Origin of the sequence: Nostoc sp., assembly GCF_036918245.1 — a bacterium.
Taxonomy (GTDB): Bacteria; Cyanobacteriota; Cyanobacteriia; order Cyanobacteriales; family Nostocaceae; genus Nostoc.
On record NZ_JBALEF010000003.1, the window covers coordinates 1 to 24,422 of the forward strand.

A 24,422-nucleotide genomic window follows, 5' to 3' on the forward strand; every position below is an offset into this window, starting at 1 on the left:
CACCACTTCCGACAACATCGCCTGAGATTGGTGAAACTGCGATCGCACCACTTCCGACAACATCGCCTGAGATTGGTGAAACTGCGATCGCACCACTTCCGACAACATCGCCTGAGATTGGTGAAACTGCGATCGCACCAAAAGTTAGCAGCCCATCGCCTGAGATTGGTGAAACTGCGAGTATTTTCAGGAAAACTATTGACAATGAACAAACAGTAGAATCAGAATTTCCCTTTGCGGTAACAAATCCTGAAATATCAACCTTTGTTGATACCCCAGATAATCCAACCTCCCCACAAGACGAGGTAAGCACACCACCTGAAGTTGAGCAAAATAGTTTACAGACACCCAATTTTAAGGAATCAGAAGAAAAAACTTCTCCAGAGACTCCGACTAAAGTCGATTCTTTTCCAGACACTTCATTACAACTAAAAAGCGCTGAGACTCACTCACCTCAGATATCTAATTCTTTAATTCCTTCTTCCTTGGGGTTGGATATTGGAAAACAGAAACTTTCAATCCTCAATTCTCCACAGCTTAATCCTCTTCAAAACGAGACAAGTGATGTAGGTGAACCTTCACCTCAATACTCATCGCCTCCCCTGATTTTCCGAAAAGCAAATCCTAATACTACTACTAATACACCTTCCCAATCGTCAAACACACCTTCTCAATGGTCAAGTGTGGAAGATTTACTAAATGGAAATAATGATGAATTCACTAGCTTTAATTTTAATGGTGTAGAATCTAACAGCCAAAATTATGAATTTTCTCATGTTTCCGAATCGCCACAAATTTTTGCTAAACACCTTCCTGCACCTAGAGGCTTTGCTGACGATAGAAAGGTCACTCCACCCGACATATCTAGAGATATAGAACCAGTAACTCAGAAGATAGAAAACACTTATTCGTCTTCTAAAGGAGATGCTAAAGATGATACGGCTGATCTTGAAGCTCTAGCCCGTGAAATTTATAGCAGATTACGGCAACGGATAGAAATTGAGCGAGAGCGTCATGGCGGTCACTCAGGTCGATTACCTTGGTAAATTCCCATTCAATAATTAATTTTTGGAGAAATACTCAGATGCCAAGTCCAGCAATTATTGTTATTCAAAAGCTTCAACCGCAACTTGAAAAAGCCAAACTTATAGCTTATAACGGTGAAGCGCCAGATATTGAATTGATGTTTAATCCCACAGACATTAGTTTTGCTCGGACTGTTAGGTGGGAAAGTAAACAAGGTAATAGAGGAACTACTCTACTTCCGAAAGTGAATTTTTCTGGCGTTGAGCCTTACAAGTTCACACTGAAACAGTTACTATATGATACTTATGAAACCAAAGAGTCGGTGATGAAAAAGTATATAGATGACATAAAAAAAGGTGTAGAAACTATCAAGGGAAAAGCTGCTCAGCGCCCACCTATTTATATATTGACATGGGGAACAGAGTATTTTTATTGTGTAATCACGAGTCTAACTTACACTTTAAATATGTTTCTTAGTGATGGGACACCAGTAAGGGCACTGGTAGATATAGCCTTACAAGAAGTAGATGAAAAAAACCTTCCGGGAGGACGTAAATCTGCATCTACAGGCCCAGCTCGTCAGCCAAATCAAAAGGTGGGAAAAACTGATCAACCTAAAGCAAGCAAACCAAAGTGATAAATACTAATTTATCACTACTTTGTCATTAAAGGCCGCTCTGAACATTTCATAGTTATACAATAATAGTTATGCCTCCAAAAAGCCCTGCTAAAAAAAGCCTTTATTTAAGTGAACCTAAAATCCAGATAGACGGAAAACCCGCTTCTCCTGAATTGATGAAGGATGTCTTGCAAATGACAATAGAAGAAAGTCTTCATTTGCCAGCGATGTTTACGCTAGTAATACATAATAGCTATAGTCCTACATCTGACCAACCACAAAACAAGCCTTGGCGACATGAGCAGTTGTTTAAGATTGGGAAAAAAGTGAGGTTGGGTTATACTTCGAGTACTACTCTAGATAAGAATTTTGAAGATGTGGAAGACAAATTCCTGATTGAAGGCGAAATTACAGGGATGGAAGTTCACTTCAATGAAAAATCTGAAGCTGATATAATTGTTCGCGGCTATGATATTTCTCATCGTCTTCACAGAGGTCGTTATAATCGTTCTTTTACGAATCAAAGGGATAGCGACATAGTAAAAAAAATAGCTAGAGAAGTAGGGATAAAACTTGGCAATATAGACCCAAGTGGCGAAGTCCATGAGTATGTCTTTCAAGAAAACCAAACTAATATGGAGTTTTTACGGGAAAGGGCTGCCCGCATTGGTTTTGAACTATTTATTACAGATGGGAAAATAAATTTTTGCAAACCAAAAGCTCAGGGAGCTTTACCACTAAAATGGCTAGTTGATATTAATAAATTTAGTATTCGCGTCACTAGTGCTGAACAGGTGAGTTCTGTGGAAGTACGTGCCTGGGACTATACCAAGAAAAAATTGATTACCCAAACAGCTAAGAAAGAGAAACAACTAACTCAAACAGGTAATCAGCTAGGAAGTAGTACCAGTACTGCATTTCCCAATCTTAAGTCCCAGGAAATGATTGTTGTAGATAAACCCGTTGCCAGCGCAAAACAAGCAAAGACTATGGCTCAGGCTCTGTGTGATGAACTGGGAGGAGAATTTGTTTATGCAGATGCCAAGGCAGAGGGTAATCCTGACATTCGACCGGGGCAAGTTATTGATCTTCAGGGTATGGGCGATCGCTATAGTGGTAAGTATTATGTTACAGAAACACGCCATCTCTTCAGTAAGCGGGTTTATACAACTGATTTCAGCGTGCGGGGACTACGTTCTGGTGACTTATTCACAACTCTATCTACACAAAAACGCCTACAGCCATCTGAGACTTTATTAGTGGGAATTGTGACTGATAACCAAGACCCAAAGGGATGGGGTAGAGTGAAAGTCCAGTTTCCCACCCTCACAGAAAAAGATACAAGTGACTGGGCGAGAGTTGTAGCTTTGGGAGCAGGGACAAAGAGAGGTTTCGACTGTTTACCAGAGGTGAACGATGAAGTCTTGGTAGGTTTTGAGCATGGCGATATCCACCGTCCCTATGTAATTGGCGGGGTATGGAACGGCAAGGATGCACCACCGGAAAAGGTGCTTAACAACTCAGTTACAAAACGTGGCGTAAGATTACGCACCTTTAAAACTCGTGTCGGACATACTCTACAGTTTATCGAGGAACCTCAAGGAAAGAGTAAAGCAGGTATTTGCCTACAAACTAAATACGGTCACGAAATCTATCTCAATGATACTCAACAGTTTATAGAGATTAAAACCAAAGGCGGTCATACAATCAAAATGGACGATATGGCTAAGTCTGTTTTAGTGCAATCAACAGGCCGTCATACAATCAAAATGGACGACAAGACTAGGTCTGTTTCAGTAAGTTCAAAAGGTAGTCTGTCATTAAATGCTGTTACAAATATAAACATTACAGCCAGGGGTATGATTACAGTCAGAGGCAGGATGATTCGCCTTAATTAATTACGAATTCGTAATGACGCTCTCTACGAAACGCTCTTGCTAGCTTGCTTCACCGTAGGGGTACGAATACTCGCTAACGTAATTCGTAATTTTCGGTGAAACACCATAGCAAATTATAAATTTGTAGTCTTGAATTAGTTGGAAATAAATTCTAAATTAATTTAATTACGAATTACGTAGCTTGCTTCTCGCCATTCGCCTCCGGTCTCGTAGAGAAGGCGAGTAATACTACGAATTACGAATTATTTTCATTGGGCTTTTTTAAAGTTTGATCATGAAAAATATTATTAGGAGGTTGTCATGGGTAGACCAGCAGCAAGAATTACCGACAATGTAGCGCATCCCTTACCGCCAGTATTGACAGGAGGCCCAGGTAGTCGCAATGTGTTGATTGGGTCTTTACCTGCGTGGCGGGGTGTGCTTGCAGCAGCAGTACCAGGTTTGCTATCTGCCAAAACATCTTCTGATACGACTGTCCTAGCAGCTGAGACTGCTACCAAGGCGGCGGCTGGTACACCAGGAGCACCTGCTGCCCTAGCCGCCGAACAAACTACAAAGACAACAGCAGCAACTACTATGGGTAGCGCAATCAGTGCTGCTGCCGCAGGTGCTGATATTCATAATTGCGCCACACCCTCGCCCGTACCTCCTCATGGCCCCGGTGTTGTAATTGACGGTAGCAAAACTGTACTGATTAACAACCTGCCTGCCTGTCGTATGGGCGATACTATTATAGAAGCATTAGGGCCACCGAATAAAATTACCAGAGGTAATCCCACTGTTTTGATTGGCGGCTGATTGGAGAGGCACGCACTAGCTCGGCCGCAATTCGTGATTATTTAGCTGAAAGAGGTTTGACTAGAGCAGAAAAATGATAAGTGAATTATTTCAGGGGATCATTAAATTACTGATAGCAATAGTAGGGTTACAAATTTTTTTGCTATAAATAGAGCTTATCCAGATATCGTTACAGCCTCCTTGGTTTGGTTTTTTGTTAGGAAGTCCTAACCTGGTAAAGGTTACCACTCTTCTACCCATTGCTAGTGCAGTTGAGATTGCTTTGATATGGCTATTAGTACTTTTTAATGCTATCTCTCTCCGTCGTAGTCTAATTGCTACTTTAATCTTGTTTATCTTGGTTGGAATTACTTTTTTAATAATATATTCCAATACAATTCAGTTACAGATTAGGTAAGGGACCTTGTACTCAAGACTAGAAATTAACTGTAGTACATCTCAATGATTTCTCACTCTTGTCTTAAACCTCGTTTCTAGCCTCTGGCTGAAAATGCTGCTCATTGTGGCTCTGCCGCAAGTCAAGAGGCGGCAGCCCTCCCATAAGCATTCCCAGTCGGAGACTGGGAACGAGACAATTTTGAATTTTGAATTTCCCGGAGGGTTCGACCTTTGGCGAATAGGCTTAAACCTTCTGTGCCGATATCTTTGAAGATATCCATGTAACAGCTGTCTAAGTGCCAGATATGGTTTATGGTCGTCAACGAGCCTATTTGGGAACAGGTTGGGCTTATCCACTGCATTTAAGTGTGCAAGGTGGGATACAACTTAGCCGTGAAGATCAAAAAGTTAAAGAATCTATTTGGATTATCCTCCGCACTGGAGTAGGTGAGCGGGTTTATCGACCTACGTTTGGATCTCGCTTGTCAGAACTGGCGTTTGCACCTTTGAATAGCGATACCCTACTGCGAATCCGTCTTTATGTCTTGGAAGCTTTAGAAGTTTGGGAACCACGCATTATTATCGATGAAGTTCTCACTGATCCTGACCCTGTGCGTGGCAGAGTGGACATCATCATCAATTATCGACTCAAAGACGATCCCGATATTTATAGTTTTGTTTATCCTTATTATTTGGTTTCAGCTGGGGAGGAATCGTGAACTTTGACTTTTTACCGAAATTACCTTCTTCCAACTTAGACGATCGCGCCTTCGATGATTTGGTGGAAGAATGTATTATGCGTATTCCTCGCTACTGTCCAGAATGGACAGACCACAACCTCAGTGACCCAGGAATTACGCTAATTGAGTTATTTGCTTGGTTAACTGACCAGATGTTGCTCAGATTTAACCAGGTACCTCGAAAAAATTATGTAGCTTTCCTAGAATTACTGGGTATTCGTCTCCAGCCTCCCGCCCCAGCCCGCACGGAATTAACTTTTTATTTAAGCGCTGCACTGCCTGAAGTTTACACTATTCCAGCAGGATTAGAAGCTTCAACTATCCAAACTGAAGCCACAGAAGCTATTACTTTTAGTACAGATTCTCCTCTAATTATCGGCACCCCCCGCATACAACACTTCTTAACTGCCCAAACCACCGAAGACATTCCCCAATCTCTGCGAGAAAGAGTCACAAGTTCATGGACTCGTCAATCTAACGGTTTCTGGACAGGCAATGAACTATCGATATTTGAAGAGGAACCCCAGCCTGGCAACTGCTTTTATTTAGCGATCGCTTCTGATGATCCTCTAGATGGTAATGTTTTAGATATTACTTTTCAAGGAGCCGCAGCTACACCTGCTGGGATTAATCCCAATCAACCGCCTCGGAAGTGGGAAGCCTGGGATGGAGAACATTGGCAATCAGTTTTATTCCAAGAGTCAGATGATCAGACTCGTGGCTTCAGTTTTTATGAACTCGCTGAACAGGGTGATAACCCGTCTGAAGGGGCAGATGTCCGTCTGCATTTACCGCAAAATTGGCCTGTTACCAACTTTACCTCTTACCGGGGTCGCTGGCTACGCTGTACCTTTACTTTCACAGAAACAAATCAATCTGGTTACAATCGTCCACCAAGGATTATTGGTTTAGCAGTGCAGTCAATTGGCGGTACAGTTAGGGCTAGTCACAGTACCTTTATTGAAGATGAGCGCTTAGGAATTAGTGATGGTACACCCGGTCAAACTTTTGAATTACAAAGCGCACCGATTTTAGAACGCCGAGAAAATGAGTATATCCTAGTTACTCCCTCTGGTGGATTGCCTCAAAAGTGGACTGAGGTGAGAGATTTTGCTGATTCTGGTCCGCATAATTTTCATTACACCATCGATTCGATCACTGGTACAATTCATTTTGGGCCGCTGATTCGGGAACCTAGCCAACTTAAACAGCAAACTCAGGTGCGATCAAGAACTCAGCAACCACAACTAGATGACACATCTGTACAAGTTCTTGAAAATAATCAGTCGGAACACCAGTATGGGGCGATTCCTCCCCGTGGCTCAGAAATTAAAATGGTTGCTTATCGTACAGGCGGTGGTAGAGAAGGCAATGTTCAAACTGGGGCAATTCAGTTTTTGAAGTCTGCATATCCATATATTGCTAGTGTGGTCAATCGTGTACCTGCAATCAATGGTGCAGATGCCGAGTCACTGGAGCAAGCTGTGATGAAGGCTCCCCGCATCCTCCGCACCCGCGATCGCGCCGTCACAGCCGAAGATTTTGAAGTTTTGGCTCAACAGGCGGGGAATGGTGCGATCGCTCGTGTTCGCTGTTTGCCAGCAAATTCTCAAAGACAAGCTGGTATAGTTAGTTTGCTGATAGTTCCATTCGCAAATACAGATGCGATCGCCCAAGGCAATGGCATGACACCAGAAGAGTTTGCTCTGAGTAATGCCCTGCAAGAGCAAATTTTGAGTTACTTAGATGAAAGACGGTTATTAGGGGTACAAATAGAATTAGAAGAACCGAATTACGTAGGTGTTTCTGTACAGACAGAAGTTGCTTTAGAGCCAGCATACAACAACCCTTTTGCCAGCGAAGAAATTCGCCGCAATTTAAGGCGATCGCTGTATAAATATTTAAATCCCTTAACTGGAGGAATGGACGGCAAAGGATGGCCATTTGGGCGACCTGTTTATACCTCGGATATTGTAGCCTTACTGCAACAAACCCCAGGCGTGCGTCATTTAGGCCCCGTCCTGCTGTTTCCCATCCGCAAGCAAGGAGAAAATTGGCGACGACAACCATCACCAGAACAATTGATTGATCCAGGATCAGAAGGTTTAATCTGTTCTTGGGCTGATACAAATCTGCGTTCTAATCACGATATTCAGATCATTAATCGCTGATAGTAATTTGTAATGACGCTCGTTCCGACGTTCGTTCCTCGCTAACGCTGTGCTATCGCTACCGCAACGCTTTCGCTAACGTAATTCGTAATTGGTATTGTCTAAAATTTATGGAACAGCCTTGTGGTAAAGACTTTTAATCCAAAATCCAAAATCTAAAATCTAAAATTGGTAGATAAGTTATGGTTCAAAGTCGCTCTAGTCCATCTGTACGCATTCAATTAACGCCAATGCAAATTCCTGAAGCTTTACCTGTGGCAGGTTTAGCATTTGCAAATGCGGAAAACATGGATGTAGCTGGACGTAGTTTACTCTTGCATCCTGGGCATCCCAGCGAGATGATTGTGCAAGTGCAAAACTTAGAACAACGTCCTTTGCGGGTGAGCTTAAGCGTTGACGGAAATTTTCCTAGCGAGTGGTGTCAGATTGGCACAGAAGGTAGTGAAATACCGCCTCGCGGACAAATGGATGCTGTCCTTTACTTCTCAATTCCCGACACATTTTTTGAAGACCAAGAAGCGATCGCTCCTGGAAAAAAAGACAAACTAACACTCAATTTTCGCAGTCTAATTACTCTACATATAGACCCAGGCACTGACAACGAACAAATCGAGAGAAGTGAGTATTTTGATTTATATATCCGTCCCTACACAGCCTACATGGAATTCTTGCCAATTTTGTATCGGGAAGTGGACTTTATTGGTCGCTTCATCAAAATATTTGAGCAAGCTTTTCAACCAATAGTTGATAGTTATAACGTCATGTGGGCAAACCTCGATCCCTTGACAGCACCACAAGCACTACTACCCTTTATGGCTCATTGGGTTGCTTGGCAAGTAGATTCAGTTTGGGATCTCCAGCAACAGCGGCGTTTAATTAGCAGGGCTGTAGAACTTTATCGCTGGCGAGGAACTCGTAAAGGATTGCGTCTCTATTTACATCTTTATACTGGTTTACCGCTAGACGAACATTTACCGAATGAAGCTGATAAACATATTAGTATTACAGAACCTTTTGGTCCAAGTTTCATTATCGGAGATGCACAACTTGGAAATGCAGTTTTAGCAGGTGGGCAACCATATCACTTTCTAGTGCGTTTGCGTTCAAATATTTCTAGTGGCATCATCAACGAAGAACTTATTCAAAGAATCATAGAACAAGAAAAACCTGCTTTTTGCACCTATGAATTATCTATCGAAAATCCTTCTAGCCAATAAAATTTTAAACTTCTTCTCTCTGCACCTCTGCCTGAGCTTTTCTTAATTTTGAATTTTGAATTTTGAATTATTTATGTCCCATCCTTTCCCAACCCCACCAATTAAATCCTTTGAACGTCTGCAAGCCGCAGACGGTTTATTAATCAATGCGGAACGCTGGCGCACAGCCCATGATTACCACCGTAATCGGCAAAATGCTCAATATCAAAGTTTAAACCAACCAGGAATTGTCTGCGGTTTAGGCGTGCGAGATGTAACTGCCCCAAGCCAGGTAGAAGCTAGATATCGAGATGGACGTTGGGTGCAAATTCAACCTGGCATTGCAATTGATTTAGCAGGTAATCTAATTGTTGTACCGACTTCTTATGATTTTCCCATTGATCTAGAAGTAGCAAGTTCTGAACCGCTCATGATCTACTTAGTAGTTAGCTACGTAGATCCTGATGAATTGCGGCGCGGACAGCAAAGAGATGTTGTTCAAGAAACTTATCGAATTGACCAAATAAACTCTACACCAGCCAGTTCAGAAATAGAAATATGTCGAATACTCCTACAACCAGGACATACTGACATTACCCAACCTGCGGATGCTTTCTTTCCTGGATATAACAATATTGATTTGCGTTATCGCCGTCAGGCACAAATGCGTCCCCAAGCACTTGTATGTATGGCGCAGGCGAATCATAGCGATCCCGAATGTGCGCGTAATTTTTTCAGCCTTTCGTATTTGTTACAAGCAGTAGAACCTTTATACCCAAGTTTACGAGGGGCTGATGAACCAGGTCAGGTTTCTTTAGCAGAAAATATCCAAGACTATGACATCCTTTATCTCACAGGTGGACAGGCAATTTCTTTAAATAGTCTCGAATTTGAATCCCTCAGAAATTACTTAGATTTAGGTGGTGTACTTTTAGTTGATGCGCCAACAAATGCGAATCCTCTGATTGAGAGTACTCAAGCCTTGGCACAACAGTTAGAGAGTCCTTTAAGACCTTTAGAAGAATTGCAACGGAGTCATCCTTTGAGGACAAAACCTTTCTTATTTGCTGCCTTGCCAATGGTTAATCAACAACAGATTAAACTGTTAATTGGTGGAGGAATTATTTTAGCGATTGGAGATTTAGCAACTGCTTGGGGACTGGATAGAGATTTGAGTTTACCCAGATTGACCATTCGTACAGCTCAGGAATTAGGGATTAATATTCTTCACTATGCTTGGAAGCGGCGACAGTTAATTGGGTTGCAACAAGAGGATAATTCCGGGCAGTGGTGAAAGCCAAGCAGATACATCATAATTCAGCATGGGAACGCGTGTCGCAAACAAACTGAAGACATTTTTCAAAGTCATCGCCTTGCCAGTTGCTAGCAAATTTCAGCAAATCTTTAGCTTTGGAGCGGCGCAGCATTGCTTCCCCATCTTAGATAGAGGCATCTGCTAGTTTAATACCAGAGGCATTTTTTCTAATTTTGAGGTATTCGAGATAGTCAAGAGTTTGCTCTAGAATCGATTCTGGAGCGGTTTCGATCGCAGCAAGGAGCTGTTCGTTAATGGTAATCATGGGGGCACTGGAGGATTGATTGTGGATATCTTGATTCTTCATCATTTCCTACCGTTGTTTCTGAAACCGAAGATAGCGATCGCCCTAAATTAACGATACCATCAAGGTCTTAAAATTATTAACTTTACTTGTTTGAGATCGCAGTATTATTTTTGTCGTGTTCAAGTTCTCTCATTAGAAAATCAAAACCACTAGTGTTGTTTCCGCTTTGGGCAAATAAAGACCGAATTTTATTGATTATCGCACTCATACTGTTGCAGAAAAACCGACCGAGATTATTAACAAAGTTTTTCAGTTTTTCAAATATCCCAACCTCTACAGTGGAGTACTTATTGACAATGGGAGATACAATTTTTCCTTTTTCTGTTTCAGATAAATGCATCCTTGATTGACTCCGACGCTCTCCCTTTGCTGATAGTAACTGTGGTACTTGTTGCCACAAGCTTTCCCATTGATTGTAAAAATCATCTACGTCACAGAAGATTTGTACGATATCGAGGCGAGATACAATGGTAGACTAAGCCCTGACCCTCTTTTTTCTGAGATATTTTTAGTCTCGGCATTTTTTTGTGACTTTTTTGCTCATTCTCAATTAATCTTAGCGTAGGCGTAGCCCGCCGCAGGCATCGCAACACCTACCCAGTTTCTCATGTTTCATATCTAGCAAGCTTTTTGCCGTTTTCTAACCGTTGAACTCACGTTAATTAATAGTTAATTTTGTAATTGCTCAACACCCTTAACAAAAGGCAGAGATAGAAATTAGCCGAAGAAATCAAAAAACTGCCTGACTTAAAACAACTATCGAACGAGGCAAAGGAAGCCTTGATAGTAGAGCTATGGGAGAAAATCCAGAAACTAAAAACCGTACTAGAAGCTACAAGTAATCAAAACTCTCCATTAACCAAGACTAGTTGAGCAATTACAAATAAACAAGGGAACACTGAAAGCAGGTAGTCTATTTTATTTATACTTTATGACAACGAACAGTTATGAAGCGTCGAACCACTTAGACCGGCAAGAGTGTCACAAACAGCTACAGCTAACGGTTCAATATCAAAAAATATTGGCGAGGATTCTGGCTAAGATTCGCGCATCTGTAAACATCGAATCCCTCTGTTCGACTTCTTGTCAAGATATTTGTCGGCAATTGAAGATTGAGCGAGTTGCAATCTACCGCTTCAACACTGACTGGAGCGGTAGTTTTATTAATCGCTTTGGCTTTGCAGAACATCCTTGGGATGCATTGACCGCATTTGGACAGGACTTGGTGTGGCAAGATTCGCATTTGCAAGAAACCCAAGGAGGACGATATCGCAAAAATGAGCCATTTGCTGTGACTGACATTTACGATGCAGGGCACGCTCGCTGTCATATTGAAGTATTAGAACAGTTTCAGATTCGGGCGTATGCGATCGCACCGATTTTTATTGGTGCAAAATTGTGGGGAATGCTTGCAGCCTATCAACACTCCGCTCCTCGGCAATGGTGTCTTCACGAAGTTGAATTCTTCGCTCAAGCTGCCAGCCATCTTGGTCTAGCAATGCAACAGGCAGAAAATTTAGAACAGACTAAACAACGCACAGCAGAACTACAAGATGCGATCGCGCGGCAACGTGCCTTGACGGAAGTGGTCGGAAATATTCGCTCGTCTGTAAATACCAAAATTATTCTAGACACTGCCTGTCAAGAACTCTGCAAACTTCTGAAGTTAGAGCGGGCAGCAATTTACCGCTTCAATGAAGACTGGAGCGGCGAATTTGTCAGCCAATTCGGGATGGTAGAAGCGCAGTGGAATAGAATCCATCCTTTTGGCAAAAATCTCGTTTGGGAAGATACCCACCTCCAAGAAACGAAAGGTGGACGCTACCGCAATAACGAAAGTTTTGTTGTCAACGACATCTACCAAGCCGGACACTCGCGTTGTCACATCGATATTCTGGAGCAATTTAAGATTCGGGCATATACCTTAGCACCCATCTTCATCGGCCCAAAACTGTGGGGACTGATAGCAGCATATCAACACTCCGGGCCGCGCCAATGGGCAAATTACGAAGTTGAATTCCTGGGACAGGTAGGGGCACAATTGGGAGTGGCGATTCAGCAAGCCGAGAATTTGGCTCAGTCGAAACAACAAGCTTCTGCCCTACAAGATGCGATCGCTCGGCAACGAGCATTAACTGAAGTGGTTGGGAAAATTCGCTCCTCTTTAAATATTGATTTAATCCTAAAAACTACTTGCCAAGAAGTATGTAAACTGCTACGAGTTGAGCGGGTTGGTGTTTATCGCTTCAATGAAGACTGGAGTGGCGAATTCGTCAGTAATTTCGGCATGGTTGAGCCACAGTGGGACAGCATTAATCCCTTTGGCAAAAATCTCGTTTGGGAAGATACCCATCTCCAAGAAACCAAAGGCGGACGCTACCGCAACAACGAAAATTTTGCTGTAGAGGATATTTACCAAGCTGGGCACTCGCGCTGTCATCTAGATATTTTGGAGCAGTTCAAAATTCGCGCTTATGCGTTAACCCCAATTTTTGTAGGACGGAATCTCTGGGGATTGCTGGCTGCCTATCAACATTCTGCACCGCGCCAGTGGGATAGTGTGGAAGTGGAATTTTTGGGACAGGTTGCTAGCCAACTGGGAGTAGCACTGCAAAGTTCTCAAATGGTGACTCAAATTCAAACTCGCGCTGATGAACTGCAACAATCGGCTGAACAGCGCCGGATTTTATTTGATTTGGTCGTCAAAATTCGGGAATCGTTGGATTTGGAGACGATCTTTAAGACTACGGTACAGGAAGTGCGGCGATCGCTGAATACGGATCGAGTCGGCATCTTCCGCTTCGATCCAAATGTCGGTTTTTGCAGCGGTGAATTTATTGCTGAAGATGTCTTACCCAAGTTCGATTCTACCCTCGCCGTGAAGGTGCAAGACTATTGCTTCAGCGATCAATATGCACCCCAATATCGTCAAGGGCAAGTGCAAGTTATATCTGATGTCAACAGCGTTGGCTCCAAAGTACCTCATCTGGATGTGATTGAGCGATTCCAAGTCAAAGCACAGATTATTGTGCCATTGATGGAAGGTGATGAACTGTGGGGATTGTTGTGCATTCACCAATGCACCCATACACGTCATTGGGAAGAGGCTGAATTGGAATTTGTTACCCAAGTGGCAGCTCAACTCAGTGTAGCGCTGCGTCAAGCCAACTTGTTTCAACAATCCAGTTTGCTGGGTCAAACTCGTGAAGAAGCAAATCAACTCGCCCAGGCACTGAATGAACTGCGTACTGCCCAAATGCAAATTATCCACGCTGAAAAAATGGCCAGCTTGGGGCAATTGGTGGCGGGAGTTGCCCATGAAATTAATAACCCGATTAATTTCATCCACGGCAACTTGGAACACGCCCACCAATACACGCAAGAATTGCTTCGCTATGTGCAGCTTTATTGGCATCATTATCCTGATGCCGCACCAGAAATCCAAGAGTTCTTCAAAAAAGCCGAAATAGAGTATTTGGTCGATGACTTACCTCAATTATTCCAGTCCATGCAGGTCGGCACTGAACGCATTCGTGAAATTGTCACATCTTTGCGGAACTTCTCGCGCCTAGATGAAGCTGACTTCAAGCCAGCAAATATTCACGAAGGCATCGACAGTACATTAATGATTTTGCAAAACCGCTTGAAGCCCTCAGCCGATAGCCTCACCATTCATGTGAGCAAAGATTATGCTACTTTACCTCTAATAGAATGCTATCCCGGTCAGTTGAATCAGGTATTTATGAATTTGCTGTCCAATGCCATTGATGCTCTAGAAGAACGAACCACGCAGGAATCTTCTGAAGCGCTGGCAAAAAACCCCAGCAAAATCCGAATTTCTACCTCCCTGCTCAATAAAGACTGGATTGTAATTCGCATAGCCGACAACGGACTCGGCATAGATGAAAAAGTCCTCTCTCGACTGTTCGATCCATTTTTTACTACCAAGGTTGTCGGTAAAGGTACAGGGCTGGGACTGTCTATCAGCTATCAGATAGTTACAGAAAAACATAATGGCAAGATATACTGCCAATCTGAACTTGGCAAAGGTACAGAGTTTGTGATTGAGTTGCCGATTCGTCAGGTAACAACTAAAAAATCAGTAGCTAAAGTTAAGGGGTTAGACCAGGAATAAGCAAAGAGGTAAAGTGATGATTTTCCCGTGGAACGGGTAAAAATCATCACTTTTTTACTCAGCATTCATACCATGTCCGCATAATTAGTTATGCTAACCACAGCCATTGCACCCCACCCCTTAGCAAGGGGAGGGGAGACAAAGCGTAGCTTTGGCGGGGTGGGGTTCTTTGGGTTTAATAAGTAATCAAGCGGACATGATATCAGTACTATTTTGGTTACAGCAGTATCACATAATTAATTGTTTTACCTTTTCTGTTACCCAATCAACACGATCCTTTCCCCAAAATCTTTCGCCTTCCACTACCCAAGTTGGCACTCCAGGACAGCCAAATTGCTCGTATTCTGCTAAAGCTGCCACTGCTGCAAGTTTAGCTGCTTCACCGTGGATTAATTCAAGAATGCGATCGCCATTCAGCCCAACATCATTTGCAACTTTCTTAATCACAGACTCATCGTTGACATCAAGTAGGTCAATATACGTCGCTCGAAAGAATGCGGCATCAAGCAGATGCTCCTTCCCTGTTCCACAAGCAGCGTAATATGCTCTCGCGGGAAGTTCTTCGCGGCCAAACTTCATTTTCTCCCAGCGCTTGACCCACCTACCAAATTCTTCAAGTTCCTTGAGCCGAATTTCAATACCGTACTTTTTTGCCCACCGCAGACAATCTTCTTTGTGATACGACGATAACAGGGCGTTTTCACTTCGTCCTTGCAGGTCAACTACCTTTATCCCACGCTCCTTCGGTATATAGATTGGTCGTCGTTCAATATCAACAGGCAATCCGCGCAAAGATTTTTCGGCAAGAGCAATACCGATATATGAATTTGACGAGTGGTATATCGAGTATGAGTATACTTTGATTTGCTGCGACATCTTGGCTACCATAGCTACCTTACTTCTTCCCCAATGCCCAATCCGTATCTGGTTGCTACAGTAGCGGTGAAAAATACTAAGCTGGTAGATAGCACGTTAAAACTTTAGCGGAAATTCCAAATCGCATTCATCGGCGGTTTAGAATTCTCCATTGGCGAACTACCTGTAATTACATTATGTTTGATGCATTATCTGACCGTTTAGAATCCGCCTGGAAAAAACTGCGGGGACAGGACAAAATTTCTCAATCCAACATTCAAGATGCATTGCGCGAAGTGCGCCGCGCCCTGTTGGAAGCAGATGTCAATCTCCAGGTAGTCAAAGATTTTATTAGCGAAGTCGAAGCCAAGGCACAGGGAGCCGAGGTGATTACCGGTGTGCGACCTGACCAACAGTTCATCAAAATTGTTCATGATGAACTGGTGCAGGTGATGGGAGAAGAAAATGTTCCCATCGCAGAAGCCCAGGAACAGCCTACTATTATTCTCATGGCTGGGTTGCAAGGTACTGGTAAAACCACAGCGACCGCTAAGTTAGCCTTACATCTGAGAAAATTAGAGCGTAGCTGCTTGTTGGTGGCGACAGACGTATATCGCCCAGCAGCGATCGATCAGTTGGTAACGTTGGGTAAGCAAATTGACGTACCAGTATTTGAACTAGGAAGCGACGCCGATCCCGTAGAAATCGCCCGACAAGGTGTAGAACGCGCTAGGGCAGAAGGTGTCAACACGGTAATTATTGATACTGCTGGTCGCCTGCAAATTGACGAAGATATGATGGCGGAATTAGCCCGCATCAAAGCAACTGTCCAACCCCATGAAACTCTGTTGGTGGTGGACGCGATGACTGGTCAAGAGGCCGCAAATCTTACCCGCACCTTCCATGAACAGATCGGAATTACTGGAGCGATTCTCACCAAATTAGATGGTGATAGCCGTGGTGGTGCAGCGCTTTCGGTGCGAAAGATTTCGGGAGCGCCGATTAAATTTGTGGGCGTGGGTGAGAAAGTCGAGGCACTGCAACCGTTTTATCCCGATCGCATGGCATCGCGGATTCTGGGTATGGGCGATGTGCTAACTCTGGTAGAAAAAGCCCAAGAAGAGTTTGATTTAGCCGATGCTGAGAAAATGCAGGAGAAAATTTTGTCAGCGAAGTTTGACTTTACTGACTTTCTCAAGCAGTTGCGGATGCTGAAGAACATGGGTTCTCTGGGAGGCTTGATCAAGATGATTCCAGGGATGAACAAGCTTTCAGACGATCAACTCAAGCAAGGAGAAACCCAGTTAAAGCGCTGTGAGGCGATGATTAACTCCATGACTCGCCAAGAACGCCATGACCCCGATTTATTAGCCAGTTCTCCCAGTCGGCGGCGGCGGATTGCTTCTGGCTCCGGCTATAGAGAGTCAGATGTAACTAAACTGGTGGGTGATTTCCAAAAAATGCGATCGCTCATGCAGCAAATGGGTCAAGGTGGCCTCCCTGGAATGCCGGGAATGTTCGGCGGTGGCGGTATGGGCAACGCCTTTGCTGGTGCTGGTAATCGTCCCCCAGCCCCCGGATGGCGAGGTTATGATGGTGCCCCAGCCACAAAAAAGAAAAAACCCAAAGATAAAAAGAAAAAAGGCTTTGGCAATCTTTAGTCATTAACTAAGGACTAATGACTTATGACTAATAGCAGCAAATGCTAGGCAGTGCTAAAATTAGCATTTCGACCTCAGAATTTATCAGCAGAGGAAACTAACCCTCAATTTCTCGGCAGCAGCCAGATTTAAGTTACTTCCTCACCAATTAGTTGCTAACTAATATCTAACAACAGGAGAATGATTCTTCAACCATGATCAAACTGCGCTTGAAACGATTCGGTAAAAAGCGGGAAGCAAGTTACCGCATTGTCGCCATTAACAACCTCGCTCGCCGCGATGGCCGTCCCTTAGAAGAATTGGGATTTTATAACCCCAGAACTGATGAAGTGCGACTAGACGTTCCCGGTATCGTCAAGCGACTACAACAAGGCGCTCAACCCACTGACACCGTTCGTCGCATTCTAGTAAAAGCTAATGTTTTTGAGCAGGTCAGTGCAACAGCCGCATCATAATTTCGGAACAAAACTCCCAACAGCTAGCCCCAACTATGTTGAGCTGGTTCGGTTTTTGGTGCAGCCGTTTTTGGAATCTCCAGAGACATTAAGCGTCGATTGTGAAATTTCTCAGGCCCTTAACCGGGTTTGGGTTCGCATCGCCTTTGAAAGCACAGATAAAGGAAAAGTGTTTGGTCGAGGGGGACGCAATATTCAGGCGATTCGTACAGTAATCGCCGCAGCCGCAACAGCAGCTGGGCAATCAACATACCTGGATATCTACGGCAGCACCACGCCGGGCCGCGAGGGTATGTCTTTTGATGAAGAGACAGAAGAACGATCGCCACCGCCGACTAAGAGAGAACCGCGTGCCAATGATGGGCCTAAACCCATTGTTAAACCACGCCTCCGTTAGGTTGAAACTAGACAGCAAATCTGAGCGGTTGTTGTTACCTCCGCTCAGAATTTTTATAAAGATGGAAAGTAGCGAAAAGATCTAAAAATCTTTTTTTGAACTCTTCACCAGTAGGAGCGTACAGCTTTGCATTGATGTTAACTTCAGATGAAATCTTCTGAGTGCATGAGTTTTGCCCTCACCCCCAGCCCCTCTCCCAACATGGGAGATGGGAGTAAATTCTCCAGTTCCCCTTCTCCCATGTTGGGAGAAGGGGTTAGGGGATGAGGGCAAGCTGTACGCCCCTACAACCGATTAATTTATTACAAAAATTTTTCCAAAATGTAGGTAAATAAAAGCATAATTTCGCCATTAGCGAGAAAAAATTAACCTTTGTCAAATACAGATCCTCACCAATTAAGAAATACTATGGCAGGTGCCTTAACAATTCAGCTGCCGAATATTACCAGTGCGATCGCTTTAGCCGGAGAAGGAGAAGAAAATCTCAAAATCCTATCTCGGCAAACAGGAGCCGCTTTAGTGCTACGCGGACAGGAATTAGTAATTTCTGGTACTGAAGGGCAAATTGATCTGGCTTCTCGATTAGTGCGATCGCTTGAAGACCTCTGGATTAAAGGCAATACTATTTCCAGTGCCGATATTTTAACAGCCCGTCAAGCCATAGATAGCGATCGCCAAGGGGAACTGCAAGACTTACAGCGAGATGTTCTCGCCAAAAGTCGCCGGGGTGAAGAAGTCCGTGCCAAAACCTTCCGCCAGCGTCAATATATCGACGCACTCCGTAAACGCGATCTCACCTTTGGGATTGGCCCTGCTGGTACTGGCAAAACTTATCTCGCTGTTGTTGTCGCCGTGCAAGCACTCCTTGCCAACCAAGTTGAAAAGCTAATTTTAACTCGCCCTGCCGTCGAAGCCGGTGAAAAACTCGGTTTTTTGCCTGGAGATTTACAACAGAAAGTTAATCCCTATCTTCGCCCACTTTACGATGCTATTTATGAATTCATCGACCCAGAAAAAGTACCCAGTTTAATGGAACGCGGTGTGATTGAAGTCGCACCACTCGCCTATATGCGGGGACGCACTCTCAATAACGCCTTTATAATTGTCGATGAAGCTCAAAATACTACACCAGCTCAGATGAAAATGGTTTTGACTCGTTTGGGTTTCCGTTCGCGGATGGTGATTACAGGCGACATGACACAAACTGATTTACCACTTCATCAACAATCAGGTTTAGGAGTGGCTTTACAAATTTTAAAACACGTTGAAGGCATTGCCTTTTGCGAATTTTCCCAAAAAGATGTTGTGCGCCATCCTCTAGTTCAGCGTATTGTTGCTGCTTATGAACAATACGAAAAATAGTCATTAGTCATTAGTCATTAGTCAAAAAACTGACAGAGGATAACAATTTATGAGTACTACTTTGAAAGAATTTTTAGAAGCTTGCAAGACTTTGGGAACTTTGCGTTTAATTGTTACTAGCAGCGCTGCTGTATTAGAAGCACGAGGCAAAGTAGAAAAGTTATTTTATGCAGAATTGCCTAAAGGTAAGTATGCGAATATGCATACTGAAGGCTTTGAGTTTCACTTGAATATGGATAAAATCACTCAGGTGAAATTTGAAACAGGTGAAGCGAAGAGAGGTAACTTTACAACCTATGCCATCCGGTTTTTAGATGATAAACAGGAGCCTGCTTTAAGCCTATTTTTACAATGGGGTAAACCAGGAGAATATGAACCAGGACAAGTGGAAGCTTGGAAAACTCTAAAACAGAAGTATGGGGAAGTTTGGGAACCTTTACCAGCAGAAATTTAATACAGCTAAACTGATAGGGGTGGAGGAAATCGGATATCTGCACTGAATTGCTCGATATTAACGCTGCGATGAATCGGTAAAATATATTCTAAATTTTCGTGGGGGCGAGGAATAATATGAGAAGAAAGTACCTCGCCACCGTCAACTCGCAGTACCGCCTTTAGTCCTGCTGTCACTGCTACATTCACCTCGCCTATAACTCCTCGAATTAACACGGGAATTCGTCCCAAATCAGTGTTTTCATAACCAACGAGGGTTACACGAGCAGCTTTACACATAGCATCTCCCACTTCCACAGCAGTGGGAACGCCATAAACTTCAATCATGCCTAATGCCAATGTCATGCTATCACTATAAATTCGGGATAGGGCTAATCATCTTACTACAAAGTTTTAATTTTTTACAGAAAATTACTTAATTTTTAATCGATAAATAATAAACATTAAAGACACAACTGCTAATGCTTGTAAGAAAGGTAATTTGGAGTTTTTGCTTGCTGCTTTTATTCTTCCTGTGGGGTGGTGAAGCTTTTGCAGGAGAGTTGTCTCAAAGATTAGCAAATTTTCCCCAATCGGAAAAACTAACTTCAGTGCAACCGGCTTCGGGTGATTTAGTTTACCCGGAATGGATGGCTGGTACTTGGAAAGTTACAAGTACCTTAGTAGATTTAGCTGCACCTTTAGCACCAGAGATTGTAACGCCAGGGTTTGAAGGTAATCGCCGACAATTAAATCAGCCTGTGAGTTTTGTAGTAAGATTTATGAAAGAGCAACCACCTATTGCTGGGTTAAAAATATTTCCTCAGATAGGTTATAAATCCCCAATTTTAATAGCGGATAGAGCGTTTAATAGCTTGAATTTGGCAAGAGCTTATTTAGGGGATGAAGCAGTGTTATTAGTCAAAGTAGATCCAGATTCACCTAATCGTCAAATTACGTTTTTGCGTAGCAGTCGCCAACTAGTTTCCATTGTGACTGCACGCGCTACAGAAACTACCCCTAATGGCGAGTTCATCACCACAGAAGTGTTTCAACAACTATTTAAAGGCGGTTCACGCCCTTATTTAAACTCTGTAGAATCTACTACAGCTTATCATAAACTTTCAACATCTAATCCGGCGATTGAAGCAGATCAAGTTACTGCTGTGTATCTTTCACCCCAAGATCCAGATTACTTTAAAGCTGGTTCTCAACCAGTTGCTCTCTACCGCTATCGCCTCGAATTTTTCCCTCAAGAACTACCAACTACTCCCAAAGAGTGATTTTTCATCTAGCTCTTGATTACTTTGTAATACACTTGTAGTATATAAATTCCAAGTTTACGATCGCGCTCTTGGACGGTGTGTATCATGGCAAAATTTCAAGATACTGTCAATTACTTTCGCCCTTACTGGAAGCTGAGTGTTTTCAGTATTACAGCATCTAGCATTTACGAAATTATTGATTTAGTTGTACCTTACGCGATCGGGCAGATTTTAAACGTTTTGTCTAATCAACCTTTGGATAAACCACTTCAAAGTGCGATCGCAAGTTTTTCAGACATAACCAATTACCCAGTTAATAAAACTCTATCTTTGGGTGTATTACTGGGTTTAATTTTCGTTGTCACCGTAGTGAGAGCGCCAACACAACCCTGGTTAACCATTTGGTTTCATTGGGATATAGCTTTCAGATCGCGTCGAGATAACAACGAAACAGCGATCGCCAAAGTTCTTACTCTCCCACTTGAATTTTATGATGAAAATAATCCTGGACGTATTGCCGGAAGAGTAGCTAGAGGTATTTCTAACCACACTTTTAGTTACCCTGAAGTTGCCGGACAGTTGATTCCTAAACTGGCTCGTGTACTGGGAATTTTTGTGTTTATCTTGTTGATTGAGTGGCGGATTGCAATTTTATATCTAATTTCCTTTGTAATTATTCTCAGCTTCAGCTTGAAGAATTTACAGCAGATAATTGGGTACGAAAGTCGTCTGGATAAATATGGAGAGAACACCGAAAGCCGCACTTCTGAATTAATCACCAACATCAAAACGGTAAAAGCATTTGCTACAGAATCGAGGGAACTGAAACGGCAAAAGCAACGTTTGGATCGTGAACTATTGGTGCTTGATTATCGCATCCACAAAGATTATACAATACTGGGTACTTGGCAAAGAACTGTAATTCAGTTTTGTGTGTTTACAATTCTGGGTTTGACTTTAGCAGCAACAGTAAATGGGAGAATTTCTCTCGGTCACTTTGTCATGACCTTAACTCTTTCTAGCATGGCTTATGCCGAATTAGAACCTATTAGTAGCTTGGCAGAAGTTTTTGCGCGTCGTTATTCTCCGATGCTGCGGTTTCACGAATTTCTGCAAGAGCCAACTGCATCTGATTCAGCTAGTCTTTTAAAAGAGAGCAGCCAGACAGAATCACCTTATAAATTTACCGGAAAAGTTGAGTTGTCACACGTCAGTTTTGGATATGATGCCAACCGTCAAGTTTTGCAAGATATCAGCTTGTTGATCGAGCCATATCAAACAGTGGCATTAGTGGGGCGTTCTGGTTCTGGTAAGTCTACTTTAGTGAAGTTACTGTTGCGATATTTTGAACCTCAAGCAGGTCAAATTCTGATTGATGGTCAAGATATTCGCACTTTGAATGTAGGTAAGTATAGACGAAGGCTAGCGATCGTTCACCAAGAAGTAGACGTTTTCAATGGTACTATCTTGGATAATCTGACTTATGGCAGACCAGATGCCAGTTTGGAGCAGGTTCAAGAAGCTTGTAGAATTGCCAGAGTTGATGAAGTAGTGCAGCATTTACCCAAAGGTTATTATACCGTCGTGGGGGAGCGAGGTGTCAGGTTATCTGGAGGACAAAGACAACGATTAGGAATTGCTAGGGCGTTGTTAGTGGAACCAGACGTGCTGATTTTTGACGAAGCCACCTCTAGTTTAGATTATGAGTCTGAGCGTTCAATTCAGCTAGCGATGCGATCGATTCAGGGCACTTGCACCACCATTGTTATTGCCCACCGTTTAAGCACTGTCAGGGAAGCTGATAAAATTGTCGTTCTAGAGCAAGGAAAGATTGTAGAAGTGGGTAGCCACGATGAACTCTTGCGTCACGAGGGTATTTACCGCCGCTTGCACTCCCTGCAAGAAACAGGAGAACTCCTGAGTTAGGGGATATACACCTTTTAGATTGACCACAGAATGAATCCGCTAGATTCAATCGACTTTATTCGCAATAAGGTCGATTTTTTTATAGATATATCCAGAAATTAAATATGTGTTATCCAAAACCCTCTCGCGCCTATTCGATGGTACAACTAATATTATCAAGTGGGGAATTTACTCCTATTCCCCAAGAAAAACGTTAGCCATTTAAATTCGTTTTACGCGCTTGGATGAAGCGTGATAAGTAAAGTAAATAATCCATTGCCTACTGCTGGAATACTAATTACTAATCGAAGTCTTCCAATCAGAAAAAACTAAGATTTGCTCTTATCGGCTTCTTTCTGTGCCGCCTCACTGTATTTTTTATAAAGTTGAGTACGAATCTTAGCTTCTTGATAACGGCTATGGGTTTGTGGCACCGTACTCATTAAATCTGAAGCCCGTTGCCACTTAGCAGCAATCTCTAACCACTGAGTTGAGGTTGTAGCTGTTTTGCCAGATGCAGAAGCTTGGTTGGCAATTCGCACAGATATTTGAAATGGATCGTCAGATGGCTCAGAAAAGCTATTGTTAGGAGAGCGAGATGGTGTTTGGGCTTTCCTATCATTAGTATTTTCTGTAGTTAAAGATTTGGAAGTTTCTGGTTGGATTAGGTTTTTCAGTTTATTACCTAGCTGGGCATAAACAACCCAACTAAGCAACAACAGTGAGCATAAACCAGCTGCTGCTAATATCTTTTTTTTAGGTTTATTTTTGGATTTTTCTTTGTTAATGAGTACTAAAGGACGAGAGACTTGAGTTTTAGGATAATTTGGTTTTCCTAGTTCAGCTTGAGCTTCTGTGAAATCTTTAATTAATTGCTTTACAATATTTGGCTGAATTAATGTAATTTCCTGTGACCAAAGCAATTGATTCTCGCGATCGCTATATATTTCTTTTAACCACAACAATTGTTGTTCTCGAACAATCCGACTGTTGATCTTGACGCGGCGAATGTGACGGGGGGCGATAGACTCAAGAATTTGCTGGATTTGTTCTACCAGGGGAGATTGCTCTAGTTGCTCTACTTTAGCTGCCTCGCACAGAATTTGTAAGACACCATCAGAAAAAATGGCTCTAGTTCTGACACAAGACTGGGCTAGCTTTTCATTCAATAGCTGAATAATCGCCGCAACGCTGCCTTGGTGAGCTTGCCACGCGATATCGTTTATCCGGTCTACCACCCGAAATTTAGTGATAGCTCTTCCACCCTGACTGATTAACGTATTCATTAATTTAGGGACTCTTTTCTACTGACCTTGATCTTGTCTTCGATTTTACGAGTAAAAAGATGAGTTGCCAAATAATATCATAAATATGGAGCCTTCCTTTTTGGTTTGGTAAGGATACTCGCTGACGCTCAGTTAATTTGTATGCTTCCACGCCTTGAAAAGGTGGAATTCTTGGGCTGAAACTGCGCTTTCAAGGTAACGCCCATGCTGACGGACGAGTT

General features: G+C 42.9%; 20 protein-coding genes and 2 pseudogenes. 16 read left to right on the top strand and 6 right to left on the bottom strand.

The features are described from left to right. The 4 genes and pseudogenes from V7L12_RS00880 to V7L12_RS00895 form a co-directional block, all read left to right on the top strand. A pseudogene (locus V7L12_RS00880) lies at window positions 1–1,046 on the top strand (hypothetical protein); the annotation flags it as partial. Between the two features lie 38 nt (window positions 1,047–1,084). After that, the gene (locus V7L12_RS00885) at window positions 1,085–1,663 is read left to right on the top strand and encodes a CIS tube protein (RefSeq protein WP_335081245.1); all 579 of its coding nucleotides are present in this window, start codon (window positions 1,085–1,087) and stop codon (window positions 1,661–1,663) included. A 71-nt stretch (window positions 1,664–1,734) separates the two neighbouring features. Beyond that, window positions 1,735–3,543, top strand: coding sequence for a VgrG-related protein (locus V7L12_RS00890; protein WP_335081247.1), 1,809 nt, complete (start codon window positions 1,735–1,737; stop codon window positions 3,541–3,543). A gap of 300 nt (window positions 3,544–3,843) precedes the next feature. Beyond that, window positions 3,844–4,341: a PAAR domain-containing protein gene (locus V7L12_RS00895; RefSeq protein ID WP_335081249.1), complete on the top strand. Its 498-nt coding sequence runs from the start codon at window positions 3,844–3,846 to the stop codon at window positions 4,339–4,341. Window positions 4,342–4,859: 518 nt separating this feature from the next. On the opposite strand, the gene V7L12_RS00900 is transcribed toward V7L12_RS00895, so the two are convergent. Beyond that, window positions 4,860–5,000 (bottom strand): hypothetical protein, encoded by a 141-nt coding sequence (locus V7L12_RS00900; RefSeq protein WP_335081251.1) that lies wholly within the window; start codon window positions 4,998–5,000, stop codon window positions 4,860–4,862. A 24-nt stretch (window positions 5,001–5,024) separates the two neighbouring features. Between V7L12_RS00900 and V7L12_RS00905 the strand changes: the two genes are divergently transcribed. The 4 genes from V7L12_RS00905 to V7L12_RS00920 all read left to right on the top strand — a co-directional run bounded on the left by V7L12_RS00905 (window position 5,025) and on the right by V7L12_RS00920 (window position 10,120). Continuing rightward, window positions 5,025–5,438 carry a GPW/gp25 family protein gene (locus V7L12_RS00905; RefSeq protein ID WP_335081395.1) on the top strand — a complete coding sequence of 138 codons (414 nt, stop codon included), beginning with the start codon at window positions 5,025–5,027 and terminating at the stop codon, window positions 5,436–5,438. Beyond that, the gene (locus tag V7L12_RS00910; RefSeq protein ID WP_335081254.1) at window positions 5,435–7,630 is read left to right on the top strand and encodes a putative baseplate assembly protein; all 2,196 of its coding nucleotides are present in this window, start codon (window positions 5,435–5,437) and stop codon (window positions 7,628–7,630) included. Before V7L12_RS00905 ends, V7L12_RS00910 begins: the two co-directional genes overlap by 4 nt. A 182-nt stretch (window positions 7,631–7,812) precedes the next feature. Continuing rightward, window positions 7,813–8,847: a phage tail protein gene (locus tag V7L12_RS00915; protein ID WP_335081256.1), complete on the top strand. Its 1,035-nt coding sequence runs from the start codon at window positions 7,813–7,815 to the stop codon at window positions 8,845–8,847. 73 nt (window positions 8,848–8,920) lie between these two features. After that, entirely contained in the window at window positions 8,921–10,120 is a 1,200-nt protein-coding gene (locus tag V7L12_RS00920; protein ID WP_335081258.1) for a DUF4159 domain-containing protein, read from the top strand. A 145-nt stretch (window positions 10,121–10,265) separates the two neighbouring features. On the opposite strand, the gene V7L12_RS00925 is transcribed toward V7L12_RS00920, so the two are convergent. Together V7L12_RS00925 and V7L12_RS33060 are read right to left on the bottom strand one after the other, a co-directional pair. Next, entirely contained in the window at window positions 10,266–10,451 is a 186-nt protein-coding gene (locus V7L12_RS00925) for a hypothetical protein (RefSeq protein WP_335081260.1), read from the bottom strand. A gap of 322 nt (window positions 10,452–10,773) precedes the next feature. Then, a pseudogene (locus V7L12_RS33060) lies at window positions 10,774–10,917 on the bottom strand (IS982 family transposase); the annotation flags it as partial. A 462-nt stretch (window positions 10,918–11,379) separates the two neighbouring features. Between V7L12_RS33060 and V7L12_RS00930 the strand changes: the two are divergent. Continuing rightward, entirely contained in the window at window positions 11,380–14,583 is a 3,204-nt protein-coding gene (locus V7L12_RS00930) for a GAF domain-containing sensor histidine kinase (protein WP_335081262.1), read from the top strand. Between the two features lie 228 nt (window positions 14,584–14,811). Here the strand turns inward: V7L12_RS00930 and V7L12_RS00935 are convergent, their stop codons facing one another. Next, window positions 14,812–15,471 carry a DsbA family protein gene (locus V7L12_RS00935; protein ID WP_335081264.1) on the bottom strand — a complete coding sequence of 220 codons (660 nt, stop codon included), beginning with the start codon at window positions 15,469–15,471 and terminating at the stop codon, window positions 14,812–14,814. A 164-nt stretch (window positions 15,472–15,635) separates the two neighbouring features. Here V7L12_RS00935 and ffh point away from each other — a divergent pair, with 164 nt between their 5' ends. The 5 genes from ffh (at window position 15,636) to V7L12_RS00960 (ending at window position 19,767) form a co-directional block, all read left to right on the top strand. Beyond that, entirely contained in the window at window positions 15,636–17,099 is a 1,464-nt protein-coding gene (ffh, locus tag V7L12_RS00940) for a signal recognition particle protein (RefSeq protein ID WP_335081266.1), read from the top strand. Between the two features lie 194 nt (window positions 17,100–17,293). Beyond that, window positions 17,294–17,554 carry a 30S ribosomal protein S16 gene (gene rpsP / locus V7L12_RS00945; protein ID WP_012409382.1) on the top strand — a complete coding sequence of 87 codons (261 nt, stop codon included), beginning with the start codon at window positions 17,294–17,296 and terminating at the stop codon, window positions 17,552–17,554. Then, complete coding sequence (locus V7L12_RS00950; protein ID WP_335081269.1) at window positions 17,517–17,951, top strand: KH domain-containing protein; 435 nt, start codon at window positions 17,517–17,519, stop codon at window positions 17,949–17,951. Before rpsP ends, V7L12_RS00950 begins: the two co-directional genes overlap by 38 nt. Window positions 17,952–18,359: 408 nt before the next feature. Beyond that, a complete protein-coding gene (locus tag V7L12_RS00955; protein WP_334824000.1) occupies window positions 18,360–19,313 on the top strand; it encodes a PhoH family protein in 954 nt (317 codons plus the stop codon). Window positions 19,314–19,362: 49 nt separating this feature from the next. Continuing rightward, on the top strand, window positions 19,363–19,767 hold the full coding sequence (locus V7L12_RS00960; protein WP_335081271.1) for a ChuX/HutX family heme-like substrate-binding protein: 405 nt from the start codon (window positions 19,363–19,365) through the stop codon (window positions 19,765–19,767). Window positions 19,768–19,772: 5 nt separating this feature from the next. Here V7L12_RS00960 and V7L12_RS00965 read toward each other — a convergent pair whose 3' ends face one another. Beyond that, a complete protein-coding gene (locus V7L12_RS00965; RefSeq protein ID WP_335081273.1) occupies window positions 19,773–20,111 on the bottom strand; it encodes a carbon dioxide-concentrating mechanism protein CcmK in 339 nt (112 codons plus the stop codon). Between the two features lie 116 nt (window positions 20,112–20,227). Here V7L12_RS00965 and V7L12_RS00970 point away from each other — a divergent pair, with 116 nt between their 5' ends. Together V7L12_RS00970 and V7L12_RS00975 are read left to right on the top strand one after the other, a co-directional pair. Next, complete coding sequence (locus V7L12_RS00970) at window positions 20,228–21,028, top strand: DUF6816 family protein (RefSeq protein WP_335081275.1); 801 nt, start codon at window positions 20,228–20,230, stop codon at window positions 21,026–21,028. Between the two features lie 87 nt (window positions 21,029–21,115). Further along, complete coding sequence (locus tag V7L12_RS00975; protein WP_335081277.1) at window positions 21,116–22,936, top strand: ABC transporter ATP-binding protein; 1,821 nt, start codon at window positions 21,116–21,118, stop codon at window positions 22,934–22,936. Between the two features lie 308 nt (window positions 22,937–23,244). On the opposite strand, the gene V7L12_RS00980 is transcribed toward V7L12_RS00975, so the two are convergent. After that, window positions 23,245–24,201: a hypothetical protein gene (locus V7L12_RS00980; protein WP_335081280.1), complete on the bottom strand. Its 957-nt coding sequence runs from the start codon at window positions 24,199–24,201 to the stop codon at window positions 23,245–23,247. Between the last annotated feature and the right edge of the window lie 221 nt (window positions 24,202–24,422).